Source organism: Tunturiibacter empetritectus (assembly GCF_013410875.1).
In the GTDB taxonomy this organism is placed as follows: domain Bacteria; phylum Acidobacteriota; class Terriglobia; order Terriglobales; family Acidobacteriaceae; genus Edaphobacter; species Edaphobacter empetritectus.
The window spans coordinates 677,707-692,496 of record NZ_JACCCU010000003.1 but is presented as its reverse complement, the minus strand read 5'-3'; the positions used below and the strand labels follow the sequence as shown (position 1 = coordinate 692,496).

General features: G+C 58.8%; 14 protein-coding genes. 11 read left to right on the top strand and 3 right to left on the bottom strand.

Annotation, left to right across the window (positions count from 1 at the left end; translation table 11 throughout):
* Positions 1-66: 66 nt before the first annotated feature.
* The 9 genes from HDF08_RS20720 to HDF08_RS20680 all read left to right on the top strand — a co-directional run bounded on the left by HDF08_RS20720 (position 67) and on the right by HDF08_RS20680 (position 10,788).
* Positions 67-2,544, top strand: coding sequence for a RelA/SpoT family protein (locus HDF08_RS20720; protein WP_179640540.1), 2,478 nt, complete (start codon positions 67-69; stop codon positions 2,542-2,544).
* Positions 2,545-2,652: 108 nt separating this feature from the next.
* Complete coding sequence (locus HDF08_RS20715) at positions 2,653-3,960, top strand: multicopper oxidase family protein (protein ID WP_257031309.1); 1,308 nt, start codon at positions 2,653-2,655, stop codon at positions 3,958-3,960.
* A gap of 70 nt (positions 3,961-4,030) precedes the next feature.
* Complete coding sequence (locus tag HDF08_RS20710) at positions 4,031-4,798, top strand: hypothetical protein (RefSeq protein ID WP_179640538.1); 768 nt, start codon at positions 4,031-4,033, stop codon at positions 4,796-4,798.
* A gap of 260 nt (positions 4,799-5,058) precedes the next feature.
* Positions 5,059-6,291 carry a tryptophan synthase subunit beta gene (trpB, locus tag HDF08_RS20705; RefSeq protein WP_179640537.1) on the top strand — a complete coding sequence of 411 codons (1,233 nt, stop codon included), beginning with the start codon at positions 5,059-5,061 and terminating at the stop codon, positions 6,289-6,291.
* Between the two features lie 70 nt (positions 6,292-6,361).
* Positions 6,362-7,123, top strand: coding sequence for a tryptophan synthase subunit alpha (gene trpA / locus HDF08_RS20700; protein ID WP_179640536.1), 762 nt, complete (start codon positions 6,362-6,364; stop codon positions 7,121-7,123).
* A gap of 115 nt (positions 7,124-7,238) precedes the next feature.
* Entirely contained in the window at positions 7,239-7,502 is a 264-nt protein-coding gene (locus HDF08_RS20695; RefSeq protein WP_179640535.1) for a chorismate mutase, read from the top strand.
* Positions 7,503-7,588: 86 nt separating this feature from the next.
* Complete coding sequence (gene aroF / locus HDF08_RS20690) at positions 7,589-8,608, top strand: 3-deoxy-7-phosphoheptulonate synthase (protein ID WP_179640534.1); 1,020 nt, start codon at positions 7,589-7,591, stop codon at positions 8,606-8,608.
* A gap of 18 nt (positions 8,609-8,626) precedes the next feature.
* Entirely contained in the window at positions 8,627-9,481 is an 855-nt protein-coding gene (locus HDF08_RS20685) for a prephenate dehydrogenase (RefSeq protein ID WP_218884880.1), read from the top strand.
* Between the two features lie 53 nt (positions 9,482-9,534).
* Positions 9,535-10,788 carry a threonine ammonia-lyase gene (locus HDF08_RS20680; RefSeq protein ID WP_179640533.1) on the top strand — a complete coding sequence of 418 codons (1,254 nt, stop codon included), beginning with the start codon at positions 9,535-9,537 and terminating at the stop codon, positions 10,786-10,788.
* Between the two features lie 116 nt (positions 10,789-10,904).
* On the opposite strand, the gene HDF08_RS20675 is transcribed toward HDF08_RS20680, so the two are convergent.
* Both HDF08_RS20675 and HDF08_RS20670 read right to left on the bottom strand, forming a co-directional pair.
* A complete protein-coding gene (locus HDF08_RS20675; protein WP_179640532.1) occupies positions 10,905-11,540 on the bottom strand; it encodes an energy transducer TonB in 636 nt (211 codons plus the stop codon).
* Between the two features lie 57 nt (positions 11,541-11,597).
* The gene (locus HDF08_RS20670; protein ID WP_179640531.1) at positions 11,598-12,788 is read right to left on the bottom strand and encodes a D-alanine--D-alanine ligase; all 1,191 of its coding nucleotides are present in this window, start codon (positions 12,786-12,788) and stop codon (positions 11,598-11,600) included.
* Between the two features lie 228 nt (positions 12,789-13,016).
* On the opposite strand from HDF08_RS20670, the gene HDF08_RS20665 reads away from it, so the two are divergent.
* Positions 13,017-13,514 carry a DUF3253 domain-containing protein gene (locus HDF08_RS20665; RefSeq protein WP_353070265.1) on the top strand — a complete coding sequence of 166 codons (498 nt, stop codon included), beginning with the start codon at positions 13,017-13,019 and terminating at the stop codon, positions 13,512-13,514.
* An 11-nt stretch (positions 13,515-13,525) separates the two neighbouring features.
* On the opposite strand, the gene HDF08_RS20660 is transcribed toward HDF08_RS20665, so the two are convergent.
* A complete protein-coding gene (locus HDF08_RS20660; RefSeq protein ID WP_179640530.1) occupies positions 13,526-13,780 on the bottom strand; it encodes a hypothetical protein in 255 nt (84 codons plus the stop codon).
* A 528-nt stretch (positions 13,781-14,308) separates the two neighbouring features.
* Between HDF08_RS20660 and HDF08_RS20655 the strand changes: the two genes are divergently transcribed.
* Positions 14,309-14,764, top strand: coding sequence for an MmcQ/YjbR family DNA-binding protein (locus HDF08_RS20655; RefSeq protein WP_179640529.1), 456 nt, complete (start codon positions 14,309-14,311; stop codon positions 14,762-14,764).
* Positions 14,765-14,790 lie beyond the last annotated feature (26 nt).

The window sequence follows — 14,790 nt, the reverse complement described above, 5'->3', positions numbered from 1 at the left end:
TTGTTCCCGCAATAGCCTTGTTTCGTTATGGCTGCGAAGGGTTGACCGCTCGGCCTATAATGAACTATGGCAATCGCTCCTCCAGCCTCTACGCAGGCTGGCCCGCAGCCGAAGCCGCACGACGAACCGAAGAGTCAACCGGATGTGAAAGATACCGACACGGGGATCGAGCTGGAGGCAGCTCTTCCTGTCGCGGAACCATCGGTGGCCTTGGAGACGACCCCTCGTGGAAAGAAGAAGAAGACTGCGGCGTCTGATGGCTCGGCGCTGTTGATTGCCGGTGTGGAGGAGTCGTCGGCGAGCCATTTGGCGGGGAGTTCGGCGAAGGATATCCATGCGGTGGATGCGAAGTTTCAGCGGCTGCTGGAGACGGTGCATGAGAACCGGCCGGCGGACGATCTGGAGATTATTCGCGGGGCGTGGGCGTTCTGCCTGCAGCAGCATGAGGGACAGAAGCGGGCCAGCGGCGAGCCTTACATCATCCATCCTCTGGAGGTGGCGCAGGTGCTGGCCGAGTTGAAGATGGATTCGACTGCGATTGCGGCGGGGCTGCTGCATGATGCGGTCGAGGATACCGATGTCACGTCGGTGGAGATTGCGAAGCGGTTTGGGGATCAGGTAGCGCACATCGTCGAGGGTGTGACGAAGCTGGAGAAGATCAAGTTCGCAAATCGCGAGGATCACCAGGCGGAGAATATTCGCAAGATGCTGCTGGCGATGGTGACCGATGTTCGGGTGGTGATTATTAAGCTCGCGGATCGGTTACATAATATGCGGACGCTGGAGCACTTGAAGCCGGAGAAGCAGCAGAAGATTGCGCGGGAGACGCTGGATATCTACGCTCCGCTGGCGCACCGGCTGGGCATGGGCAAGCTGCGCGGGGAGCTGGAGGATCTGGCGTTTCGGTATACCGATCCTTATGCGTATGAGCAGGTGTCGACTGAGGTGGATGCGCTGCGTGGGGCGGGCGAAGAGTTTCTGCAGAAGATTGTGAAGCAGCTTGAGGCGAAGCTGAAGGAGTTTAAGATTCAGGGGCGGGTGGAGTCGCGGATCAAGCGGCTTTATTCGATTCAGCAGAAGCTGGTGGATCAGAAGATTCCGGTGGATCAGGTCTACGATCTGCTGGCGATTCGCGTGATCTGTAACTCGGTGCAAGATTGTTATGCGCTGCTTGGGTTGTTGCACTCGATCTGGCGTCCGGTGCCGGGGCGGATCAAGGATTTTATTGCGATGCCTCGGCCGAATCTTTATCAGTCGCTGCATACGACGCTGATCGCGGAGGGGGAGCATCAGTTCGAGGTGCAGATTCGGACGGAGGATATGCATCGCGTTGCGGAGGAGGGGATCGCGGCGCACTGGAAGTACAAGGCCTCGGACAACGTAAGCGCGAAGGACGAACAGAGGCTGGCGTGGGTGCGGCAGTTGATGGAATGGCAGCGGGAGATGACTGATCCCAATGAGTTCATGTCGACGCTGAAGATCGATTTGTATCCGGAGGAGGTTTACACCTTTACGCCGAAGGGCAAGGTGGTAGTGCTGCCGAAGGATGCGAGCCCGATTGATTTTGCTTATGCGATTCACACCGAGGTGGGGAATACGACGGTGGGCGCGAAGGTGAATGGACGGATAGTGCCGCTGAGGACGAAGTTGCGCAATGGCGATATCGTCGAGATCTCGACGCAGGCTGGACATGCGCCGAGCCGCGACTGGCTTAGCTTTACGAAGAGCTCGCGGGCGCGGAACAAGATTAAGCACTGGCTGAATGAACATCAGCGGGAGCGCGCGATCGAGATCGGCAAGAAGCTGCTGGACCGAGAGGCGAGGAAGTACAAACTGGCGCTGGGCAAGTTTCATGAAGCTGACTATGACAAGGTCGCCAGCGAGTATGGGCTGGGGACGCAGGCAGAGTTGCTGGCGGGTGTTGGGTTTGGGAAGTTCTCGGCGCGGCAGGTTCTGAATAAGCTGGAGCCGGGTTCGACGATGTCGGCGGAGCCCCAGGCGCCGGAGGGTGGGGTCGGCAACGCGATTGGTCAGATGTCGGAGGCGGTGAAGCGAGTCTTCTTCGGGAAGGGTTCAGACTCGCTGCAGGTGGAGGGGCAGGACGATCTGCTGGTATATCGAGCTCGTTGTTGCAACCCAATTCGCGGTGAGGAGATTGTGGGGTATGTGACGCGGGGCAAGGGCGTGGCGGTACATGCGAGAAGCTGTCCGAATGTGCAGAATTTGTTGTATGAGTCGGATAGAAGGATTCAGGTGGAGTGGTCGCCGTCGCCGACGGAGCCGGGAACGAATAAGGCGCAGACTTACCCGGTGAAACTGACGGTGCTGTGTGATGATCGGGCTGGGATGCTGAAGGAGTTTACGGCGATCATCTCTGATGATGGGACCAATATTCGCAGCGTGGATACGAAGCCGATGTCGGATGGCCAGGTGATGGTGGACTTTGTGGTAGAGACGGTGGATGTGCGGCATTTGAATAAGCTGGTGCAAAATCTGCGCAAGGTGCCTGGAGTTCGGGATGTGCAGAGGGTGCAGAAGATTTGATCGTGCTGCAAGAGTTTGGGCGGATTTGCTGAAGCTTGCTTCCTGTTAACTTGCTTCCTGTTAAAATGAGACGTGGTCAGCCGGCGAGACGTTTTACGAATGTCAGGAATGGCAGCTGTCGCGGCTGCGATGCCAGATAGCGTTGAGGCGCTTGGCGAAGCCGATGCCAGGATCAATATTGCGGCTTATTCGCTGGAGGTTGCGTCTGGCCACTTTGTCAAAACGGTTGCCTACAACCAACAGGTGCCTGGTGCCTTGTTGCATTTGAAGGAAGGCCAGCCGGTAACGATCGATGTTACGAATCATACGAACAGCGATGAGATTGTGCATTGGCATGGATTATTTCTGCCGCCAGAGGTGGATGGCGCGATGGAAGAAGGCACGCCCCACATCGCGCCGGGTGGAAGCACGCGATACACCTTTACACCCAGCCCCTCGGGATTTCGCTGGTATCACACGCATACGTTTGCCGGACGAGACCTGAAGAAGGGACAGTACACCGGGCAGCACGGTTTCCTGATGATAGAGCCAAGGGACAACCCTGCTCGTTATGACCAGGAGATCTTTCTGGCGCTGCATGACTGGAGCGGGAGTCTGCTGGCCAGCGATGATGGGTCGATGAATCCTGCCTACGATATTTCGACGATCAACGGAAGAAAACTTGGCTTCGGCGAACCGCTGCGAGTGAAACAAGGGGAGCGAGTGCTTCTGCATGTGCTCAACAGCAGCGCTACGGAGCCCCATTGGATCGCGTTTGCGGGGCACTCGTTTCGCGTGATTGCGCTTGATGGAAACACGGTTCCGCAGCCACGAACAGTGGCGATGTTGCGGCTAGCGCCTGCCGAACGTGTGTGCGCAGTGGTTGAGATGAATAATCCCGGTGTGTGGGTGATGGGAGAGGTACGCAAACACGTGATGGGCGCGGGAATGGGAGTTGTCGTAGAGTATGCCGGAGCGGGAGGGAAGCCGCGGTGGGAGCAGCCGAACAACCTGGTGTGGGACTATTCGCAATTTGGCGTGGCGGGAGCGGCATCGGAGAAAGATGCTGTTGAGATTCCGCTGGTGTTCGAGTCCAAGTTTGAGGGGCATGGTGCGATGGATCGCTTTACGATCAACGGCAAGTCCTTCCCCGATACCGAGACGGTGGCGCTAACGCGGGGTCAGCGCTATCGGCTGCTGTTCAAGAACAAGAGTACGGAGGATCACCCGGTTCATCTGCATCGGCATACGTTCGAACTGATCCGGGTTGGAGATCAGGCTGAGACGCGCGGCATTTTAAAAGACGTTGTTCTGGTTGGAGCGGGCTCCGAGGTCGATGTTGAGTTTACAGCGAACCACCCGGGGCTTACGCTGTTCCATTGCCATCAACAGAACCACATGGACGATGGATTCATGATGCTCTTTCGCTATGTGTGACTCGGAGATGATCCTGAATTTCTTCTTAACATGTCGAGGCAAGATCGCGGTTCTGTCGCTGGGTCTTGCTATGGCTGCATGCTCGACGGAGGTCGCACGTGCCCAAGGCAACTATGAGATTCAGGTGTATGGGGCCGATACGGTTCCGCCGAAGAATTTGATGGTGGAGCTGCATACGAACTTTACGCCGGACGGTCAGATACGGACGGTTGACGGGGTGTATCCAACGAATCATCAGGAGCACGAGACGCTGGAGCTTACGGAAGGACTGACCACGTGGTCCGAGGTAGGATTCTACGTCTTTACGAGTACTCAGGATGGCCATGGGGTGCAATGGGTCGGCGATCATATTCGACCTCGGGTGAGGGTTCCCGACTCGTGGCACTGGCCGGTGGGAGTCAGCTTGTCAACAGAGATCGGTTATCAGAGGGCCGTGTATTCGCCGGATACGTGGACGTGGGAGATACGGCCGATCATCGACAAGTCGGTGGGGCGATGGTACTTCGCAGTGAATCCTGCGTTGGAGAGGACCTTCCACGGACCGGATGTTGCGCTGGGGCTGGGATTTTCCCCGGCAGCCAAAGTTAGTTATGACTTTACGAGGGTAATCAGCGGAGGACTCGAATACTACGCAGACTATGGACGCATCGGGTCGTTCGAGTCGCTCCACGGGCAACAACAGCAGATCTTTGCGGTGACGGATTTGAACGTCTCTCCGAAGTGGGAGATCAACTTCGGCGTGGGGATCGGACCTACAGCTGCTACCGATCACCTGATCGTGAAGGCGATTGTGGGCCGGCGATTTAACTGGGGGAAGAAGCAGTCCCCGGTCGATTAGCAGTTTTACTGAATGCAGCGGGAACACTCGGCCCCTCGGGTTGCAGAGCGGCGGTGCAGGATGTATGGTTGATACCAAGATGATTTTTCAGTCCAGCCGAATTTCGTTTATTCTCCGCTATTGGCGCACAATAGCGGCCTCGGCGGAGTAGGTTCATCTGAGAGATATCTGTAACTTCAGTTGATTCGAGATTCCTACGAGCCGCGACCTTCCAAGTCGCGGCTTTTGTTTTGTGCAGGGCGAGATTCGAGGAGAGGCCGATGAGTGCAGGGACAGCGAGTTCAGGGACTACGATAGGTGCGGCGGTGGCAGGGCGGTTTGGCGCGTATGGCGGAAGGTATGTGCCGGAGACGCTGATGGCTGCGCTTGAGGAGTTGGAAGAGGCGTATGCATTGGCTCAAAGGGATGCGGCGTTTCAAGCTGAGTTGGATGATCTGCTGCACCACTACTGCGGGCGGCCTACTCCGCTCTACTTTGCGAAGAGGCTGACCGGGCAGCTGGGCGGGGCGAAGATCTATTTGAAGCGCGAAGATCTGCTGCATACCGGCGCGCACAAGATCAATAACGCACTGGGCCAGGGGCTGCTGGCGCGGAGGATGGGGAAGCAACGAATTATTGCGGAGACGGGCGCTGGGCAGCATGGGGTGGCGACGGCGACGGTTTGTGCGCTGCTGGGTCTGGAGTGCGTCGTCTATATGGGCGAGGAGGACATGCGGCGGCAGGAGTTGAATGTCTACCGGATGCGGCTACTGGGGGCGGAGGTGCGCGGTGTTTCGGCGGGGTCGGCTACGTTGAAGGATGCGATCAACGAGGCGATGCGGGATTGGGTGACGAATGTGCGGACGACTTATTACATTCTCGGCAGCGCGCTGGGGGCGCATCCTTATCCGACGATGGTTCGGGACTTTCATCGCGTGATCAGCCGGGAGGCGCGGGCGCAGATGCTGGAGCAGGAGGGAAAGCTGCCAACGGCGATCGTTGCCTGCGTGGGTGGCGGCTCGAATGCTATTGGCGCGTTCTATGAGTTTCTGTCGGATGCGGATGTGCAGCTGATCGGCGTTGAGGCTGGCGGCCGTGGGACGGCACTGGGAGAGCATGCGGCGCGGTTTCAAAAGGTTGGCGGTGGCTTGCCCGGGGTGCTGCAGGGTACGTACTCGTATGTGTTACAAAATGATGCCGGCCAGGTGAGCAGTACGCACTCGGTATCTGCCGGGCTGGACTATGCGAGCGTGGGGCCAGAGCATGCGATGCTGCATGATTCCGGGCGGGCGAGCTATGTCTCGTGCTCGGATGAGGCGGCGTTGAAGGCTACGGTGACGCTGTCGCGGACGGAGGGGATTCTGCCTGCACTTGAGAGTGCACATGCGGTTGCGGAGGCGATTCGACTGGCTCCGTCGATGACGAAGACGGATGTGTTGATGGTGAATTTGTCGGGGCGTGGCGATAAGGATATGGGGATTCTGGCGCGGGAGCTTGATTTGAAGGGAGCTTGAGGCGCGACCGCGGATCTTCGCAGAGGAACGCGGATAGAGACAAGGGCAAGTGATTTGATTTGGAGGGTTTGTGGCGATTGAGTTTAGGAAGAAGCCGGGGATTGTTGCTTATTTGACGGCGGGCGATCCTGATTTGACGACTACTCGGGATATTGCGCTGGCTGCGATCGATAATGGCGCGGATGTGATTGAGTTGGGTGTGCCTTTCAGTGATCCGCTAGCGGACGGGCCGGTGATTCAGCGAGCCAGTGAGCGGGCCGTGGCGCGAGGGGTAAGGTTGACCGACGTGCTGGAGCTGGCAAAGGAGTTGCGCGCCGTTCGGCCTTCGGCTGGGTTGGTCTTGTTTTCTTATTTGAATCCTGTGATGCGGATGGGGATGGAGACGTTTTGCGCGCGTGCGGCGGAGGCTGGTGCGGATGGAGTGTTGCTGACGGACATGATCGTCGAAGAGGCGGGGGAGTATCTGGAGGCGATGAAGGCCCACGGGCTGGCACCGATCTTTCTGGCGGCGCCAACTAGTCCTGATGCCCGGTTGAAGGCGATTGCGGGAGTGTCGCAGGGGTTTGTGTACGCGATCTCGCGGGTGGGAATAACCGGGACGCAGCAGAAGGTGGCCGGTGATGCTTCGGAGCTGGTGACGCGGCTGCGGCAGTTTACGAAGCTGCCGATCGCCGTAGGGTTCGGGATCTCGAACGCTGAGCACGTGAAGGCGGTGGGGGAGTTTGCCGATGCGGCCATTATCGGGAGCGCTATTGTGGCTTTGATCGAGAAGACTCAGCCTACCGATGCCGCGACTGCGGTTGGACAGTTCATTGCGGGGTTGAGAGCATGAGGGCCGCTGAGCTGGCCAAGCAAAATGGCGCGATGGGACGTTTATCATTGTTGGTACAAAATACTTTGCAGCGAGCTGCGTTCAGGCCTGCTCCGCTGCACCGCGAGGCGAGTGGATGGATATCTCCGACTGGAGACAGAAGATCGACGAGTTGGATGTCGAGATTGTTCGACTCATCAACCAGCGGGCAGAGGCTGCACGCGCGATTGGAGAACTCAAAAAGACTGCGAACCTGCCGGTCTATGAGCCGCGGCGGGAGCAGGAGGTCTTCGACCGTGTCCGCAAGGCAAATCCGGGACCGCTGGCGGACGCTGAGTTGCTCCACGTGTATGAGCGGATCATCGACGTGATGCGGACGCTGCAGCGAAGAGATCTTTAACTGGCACGCGCGGGAGCCGGAAGTTGCAATTGGGCGGATCTATTTGTAGCTAATTTTGTTACGTAAAAGAGAGTGAAGCGAAGACGATGATAGTTGCGATGCATGACCAGGCGACGGAAGAGAATATCCAGCAGGTGATTGAACGGATGGTGGAGCTTGGCTTCAACGTTCACCGGACGACAGGCGCGGTACAGACGATTCTGGCGGGTGTGGGGACTCCGGAACACTTCGAGGTCGCCGAGTTCAAGGTGCTGGCCGGCGTTTATGACGCTTATCGCATCTCGTCGCCGTACAAGCTGGCGGGCAGGAGCTTCCGGCCGGAGGGAACGACGGTTACGTTTCCAAACGGTGTGGTGGTGGGCGGAAAAGAAGTGGTCGTGATGGCGGGGCCGTGCTCGGTGGAGTCTCGGGAGCAGATTCTGACCAGCGCGAAACAGGTTGCCGCTGCAGGTGCGAAGTTTTTGCGGGGGGGCGCGTTTAAGCCGAGGAGCTCACCGTATAGCTTTCAGGGCATGGGGCTGGATGGGTTGAAGCTGCTGCGTGACGTCTCAGATGAGACCGGGTTGCTGGTGATCACAGAGGTGATGGAGATCTCGCAGATTGAGCTGATGCTGCCGTATATCGACTGCTTTCAGGTGGGGGCGCGGAATATGCAGAACTTCAATCTGCTGCGCGAGCTGGGGCATGTGCGGAAGCCGGTGCTGATGAAGCGCGGGATCTCGGCGACGATTGAAGAGGTGCTGCTGAGCGCGGAGTACATTCTGTCCGGCGGCAACTATAACCTGATGCTGTGTGAGCGGGGGATCAGGACGTATGAGACTTATACGCGGAATACGATGGATATCTCGGCAATTCCGGTGCTGAAGAAGCTTACGCACCTGCCTGTGCTGGGCGATCCATCGCATGGCGTTGGGATTCGCGACCTGGTGCCGCCGATGGCTCTGGCGAGTGTGGCGGCTGGGGCAGATGGACTGCTGATGGAGATGCATCCGAACCCCGATAAGGCGATGAGCGATGGGGCGCAGAGCTTGTATCCGGAACAGTTACAGAAGCTGATGGCACAGCTGAAGTTGCTGGCTCCAGTGGTGAACAGGACAATGGCGTAAGGCGAGGTTTCGGGCATAATGGAGCGGGTTTTCATCATTGGGACGGGATTGATTGGCGCTTCGACGGGCTTGGCGCTGCGTGCGGCTGGCTTTGGGGGGCGCATCGACGGATGGGATAACAGTCAACTCGAAATGGCTTCCGCGGTGCAGATGGGCGCGATCGATGGCAGGGCGGCGAGCCGCGAGAACGCTCTGGAGCTGGCCAGGCTGGCGGATGTGATTGTGCTGGCGGTGCCGGTGCTTGCGATCAAAGACTGGATGCAACAGTTGGCGCCGGTGCTGCGTTCGGGGCAGCTGGTGACCGATGTTGGGAGCACGAAGCTCGAGATTGTGGAGCTGGCGCGGGAGTTATTTGCGGGAGATACAACCGCCGTTTTTCTTCCTGGACATCCGATGGCGGGCAAAGAGTCCGGAGGGGCTCTGCTGGCGGAGGCTGGACTTTTTGATGGCGCGATGTGGTTGTTCACGCCGATCACGCCCGAGACGACGGCGATGGAGAGGGAGTGGCGTGGATGGATTGGCTGCTTCGGGTCGCGGATGCTGGACATGGATGCGATGCGGCACGACGAGATGTGCGCGTGGGTGAGTCATCTGCCGCAGATGCTCTCGACTGCGTTGTCAGCACTGCTGGAAGAAAGGTTTGGCGATGCTCCGGAGATTGCGGCGATCGGAGGACGTGCGCTGAGGGAGACGACGCGGTTGGGAGCCAGCCCGTACAGTATGTGGCGGGATGTCGCGATGACCAACTCGGGGCCGGTCGCCGATACGCTGCTGGCGTTTGAACAGCGATTGCAGCATGTTCGGGAGAATCTGCGGACGCCGGAGTTGCGGGATGAGTTTGCGCTGGCGAATAGGTTTCGTCAGCGGCGATGATTCGATTTTTACGCTAGAGGATTGATGTTTTGCGAGTTTGAAGAGAGATCATAATGCCTGTGAAGGATTCGATAAGCCAACTCAGTATCAGCCTTGCCGATGTAGCCGCGGCGCGGGAGCGGGTGCGTGAGGCGATCTACTACTCGCCGTGCCCGCACTCGCAGATGCTGTCTGCGCTGACTGGGCAGCAGGTGTATCTGAAGCTGGAAAACCTGCAGATGACGGGCTCGTTCAAAGAGCGCGGGGCGCTGAACCGGATTGCGCTGCTGACGCCGGAGCAGGCTGCGCGGGGGGTGGTCGCTGCGAGCGCGGGAAACCATGCGCAGGGCGTTGCCTACCATGCGACGAAGCGGGGGATTCGTGCGCTGATTGTGATGCCGCTGGCGACGCCGCTGGTGAAGGTGACGGCGACGCGTGGATTTGGGGCGGAGGTGGTGCTGCATGGGGCCAACTACGACGAGGCTTGCGAGGAGGCTACGCGGCTTTGCGAGGCGGAGGGGATGACGTTTATTCATCCGTTCGACGATGCGGTGGTGATGGCGGGGCAGGGCACGATTGGGCTGGAGTTGCTGGAGCAGGTGCCTCAACTGGAGGCGGTGGTGGTGCCGATCGGCGGCGGCGGCCTGATCGGCGGGATCGCCTGCGCGATCAAGGAGGCTTGCCATCAGGCTTCGCGGGCTGAGATTCGCGTGATCGGGGTGCAGACGTCCAGATTGCCTTCGATGGTGGCGGCGCGCGCGGCGGGTCATCCGGTGACTCTGGAGGCCTCGACCACAATTGCTGATGGTATCGCGGTACGGCGTGTAGGAGACGCCACGTTTCCCGTTGTCGAGCGGTATGTCGATGAGATCGTGACTGTTGACGAAGATGAGATTGCTTCGGCGATTCTTGTTCTGCTCGAGCGGGAAAAGACTCTGGCCGAGGGCGCTGGAGCTGCGGCGCTGGCGGCATTGTTGCAGAAGAAGACGACGTTGAATGGGGCTCATACCGCGGTGATGGTGTGCGGCGGAAATATCGATGTGACGTTGCTGAGCAGAATCATCGAACGCGGCCTGGTGCAGGATGGAAGGATGATCCGACTGCGGATTCATCTGCTGGATAAGCCGGGGGCGCTGGCGGAGCTGACGCTGTTGATCGCGAAGTATCGCGCGAACATCGTGGATACGCTGTATAACCGAGCGTATTACGGCGTGAACCTGGGCGATACGACGATCGATATTACGATGGAGACTCGTGGGCGAGAGCAGGTAGAGGAGTTGCTGGCCGCGATGACGGCTGGAGGTTATAGGTACAGCCAGGTGGTTTGAGATGCGATGTCCTGCCGGACGGGGCGCCTGCGCGGTGGGCGGTCACTTCGTGACTTGTGTACCGGTCTTGGTAAGGTGAATGTACCGGGCAGCGCGTTGCTTGGCAGCGAGAGCAGCTAGGCTTTTTCGTAGTGGAAGTGAAGTTCTTGTTCGCTGGCTACGGGCTGGCCGTCTTTGGTGGCGGGATGGAAGGTCCACTGCTGGACGGTTGCGATGACGTTTTCGTCTATGCCGTGACCGAGGCCGCTGGTCATCTTGATGTCGGCGATCTTGCCTGTGGTGTCGATGACGATATCGAGGATGACGTCGCCTTTGGTGCCGCGGGGAAGGACGGAGAGGTCGGGCTTGGGTGTCGGAAAGTAGCTGACCAGGGCGATGTTGATGTTGCCGGAGCCTAGCGAGTCGGCGCCTGCGGCTGAGTCTGGCTGGGCGGAGGCTGGGGAGCTGGTGTTGGGAGAGGCGGTGGTTTCTTTCGGCTTTTGCGTGGGTGGAGTTGGCAGCGGAGTGGCGGATTGGGCCTGTCTGGGCTGGGTTTTGGGGTTCGTGGCGGAGGTTTGCAGCGGGGCTTTGCCGGGGGAGTAGGTCAGCAGGAGGTTGGTTCCGTGGGGGCTGCCGGGGAGACGGATGGGGGCAACCCAGGAGGCGCTCTGATGAAAGAACGCGGCGACGAGGAGCAAGTGGAGAAGGGAGGAGGCGATGGCGTACGTCGGTGGGCGGCGTGGAGATGTGACGGGCTTGCCGATGGTTTCCATGTCTCCTCCTTTCTCTGCGTCTCTTTGCATCGCGGGTGCTGTTTGTTTTGACTCTAGTTAGACGCGAGTGAAGGTGGTCTGTTGCTTTTCCTGATGGTGATCGGCGGCGAGGGCGATGAGGCGGTCGATGAGTTGTCTGTAGGGAAGACCGGTGGCCTCCCATAGCTTGGGGTACATGCTGATGCTGGTGAAGCCGGGCATGGTGTTGATTTCGTTGAGGTAGATGCGGGCGGGCTTTGATTCCCTGCCCTTCTTGTTTACGACGGCCGGTTCCATGAGGAAGTCGACGCGGGCGAGGCCGGCGCAGTCACAGGCGCGGAAGGCGGCGATGGCCATCTCGCGGATCTGTTTTGACTCGGACTTGGAGAGCTTGGCAGGGATGATGGGGATGGAGGCGTCGGAGTGGTACTTGGCGTTATAGTCGTAGAACTCTGCGCCGGGTACGATTTCGCCGACGACGGAGGCTTCGGGGGAGTCGTTGCCGAGGACGGCTACTTCGAGTTCGCGGGGCTTTGCTCCGGGGCCGCCGACTCCCTGCTCGATGATGAGCTTGCGGTCGTAGCTGGCGGCGAGGTCCATCGCGGGGGCCAGCTCGGTGCGGTCGTGGACTTTGCTGATGCCTACGGAAGAGCCTAGATTCGCGGGTTTTACGAAGACAGGGTAGTCGAGCTTTTTTTCGATGCGCTTGATGCAGCGTTTGGCGTCGGCCTTCCACTCGCTACGCAGGAGGTTGACGTGCGGGGTTTGGGGCAGGCCGGCGGCGGCGAAGAGCTGCTTCATGACGGACTTGTCCATGCCGGTGGCGGAGCCGAGGACGCCGGAGCCTACGTAGGCGATGTCGGCTAGTTCGAAGAGGCCCTGGATGGTGCCGTCTTCGCCGAATGTGCCGTGGAGGACGGGGAAGATGACGTCGAGGGATTGGGCGAAGGAGCCGTTCTGTTGAGCGAGATTGGCGCTGGCACGGAGTTCGATGGAGTTAGTGGCGGCGCGTTTTTTCTGGATTGACGCGGGTTTTGTGTTGCCGGCGAGGAGGTGCTGGGCGGCGGTGGAGGTGAGCCACTGGCCTTGTTTGGTGATTCCTACGGGGATTACTTCGTATTTTCCCTGATCGATGGAGTTGAGGATGGAGGCGGCGGAGAGGAGGGAGACCTCGTGCTCGCCGGAGCGGCCACCGAAGAGGATGCCGACGCGGAGTTTTTTGGGGGAGGGCTGGGGGGTCTGTTTCTTTTGTTTCGTCGTTTTCGTCATGAGTAGGTACAAGTCTCTCCTAAATCCGGATGGTTCTGCGGGAAAAAAAATGCTGGGTATCGAAGTGGTCTTTTGCTGGGGGTTTTGTGAAATTTGGTGTGTTTTGTGGTGGTTTTTTGTGGTGAAGATGTGGTGATTTGCGTGGTTGACGTGGTGTTTTAGCCGTCATTTTTCCGGGGCTAAAAAATACGCCAACTTTTTGCAAAATTTTTCAGGAATTTACATTAGGTGAAGGGATGGCTCCGCGTCTCCCTGCATCCTTCTTTTTATGGGCTTCTAACCCTTCTTTTATGTGGGCTTCTGCTCCTTCTTTTTATGCCGGACCGCAAGCGCAAACCCGAACGCATGACCCCGCACAAGGACAAGATCTGCAAGACGTGTGGGCGCTCGTTTGAGTGGCGCAAGAAGTGGGAGCGTGACTGGGATGTGATCAAGTATTGCAGCGATGCGTGCAGAGGGCACAAGCCCGGGGAGTTGGACGCTGCGCTCGAAGCAACGATCCTTGAGCTGTTGGCGGAGCGGGGGCGGGATAAGACGATCTGTCCTTCGGAGGCGGCGAAGGCGGTGGGTGGGCTGGAGAGCCGGCGGGATTGGGAGGGTTTGATGGAGCCTGCACGGGCTGCGGCCCGACGGCTGGTTGCGGCAGGGAAGATCGTGGTGACGCAGCATGGGCAGGTGGTTGATCCTTCCACGGCAAAGGGAGCTATTCGTTTACGACTGCGTTGAGGAGCGACGAGCTACGCGGAGGGAATCCCGGAGTCGCGGTTCGCAATAAAGCCTTCTCCAATCCATGCAACGATGAGAAGCAGCCCGCCAACTAGCATCAGAAGATAACCGGGGCCGAGGAAGAATCGAGCAGCAGAATACATCGGCGTGATTGCCCTTGATTCCCATAGCCGAATGAAGAAGCCGAGCAGAAGCACGAGCGCACCGCTTACAGCTATTCTCCGTCCGAGAGTGGTGATGCGGTGAAATCCTTCGCTTGCAGCCATTCAACCCTCCAGTCCTGTCGATGGAGAAGGATCGCGGTGCGTGTTCCTTCTCGACTTTGACACAGAATAATCGCATCGGGTGCGTCAATCAAGGAGATATATCCTGAGTTCCTGCCTTGTTTGCGCATCGACTGTGTGATTTAACGCTCGAAAAATCCTCGAGCTAATTGTTATCGCGTTGAAATGCCTTATGTTCTCTGGACATCGGACCGCTGCGAACAGATCATCTTAGCTACGATGACAACCGCGAAGAAAGCGACTGCAAAGAAATCAGTGAAAACCTCTAGGTCAAAGACATCAAGCAAGAAGACCTCAAGTTCCAAGAAGAGCAATCCGTGCTGGCCAGGCTTTGAACCTACCCCGGGGAAGACGCCTGGCACGAAGGGAAGCTGTGAGCCGGAGCCTGGTAAACACAGTAAGGCTACAAAACGCGCGACGCAGAAGGCTGCCGCCGCGAGCAAGCTGGAGAAGCAAGGCAAGCCGAATCCGCATCGTAAGGCTGCCTAACGCACGGACTATACTGCCGGGATGGACGTGGAACGGGTTCGCGCGTATCTGCTGAGTCTGCCGCATGTGGTGGAGACGGCGCAGTGGGGCGGGCTTTTGTTCTGGGCGGGGGATAAGGCGATTGGCGGCAAGATGTTTGTGATGCTGCCGCTGGACCAGAGCGAGGGACAGGAGCGGAGTGAGAGGGCTCGCGTGATCTCGTACCTCGCCGGGCCGGAGCGTTACCCAGAGCTGCTAGAGGTGGATGGGATCTTTCCCGCGCCGTACGTGGCTCGCATCTTCTGGGTCGCGGTGGCGGGATGGAGTGTATTTCGCAAGGCGGAGTGGGAGCGGGAGCTGAGTGCGGCGCATGGGCTGACGCTGGCGAAGCTGCCGCCAAAGGTTCGCGCGGTGCTTGAGATGCCTGCGACTCAGCAGAAGCGGTTGATTGCGGAGCGCAGGAAGGTGCTGGCTGCGAAGGCTACTAAAGGCCGGTGAGCGGTTTGATTGCTTCTGGCGGCCTT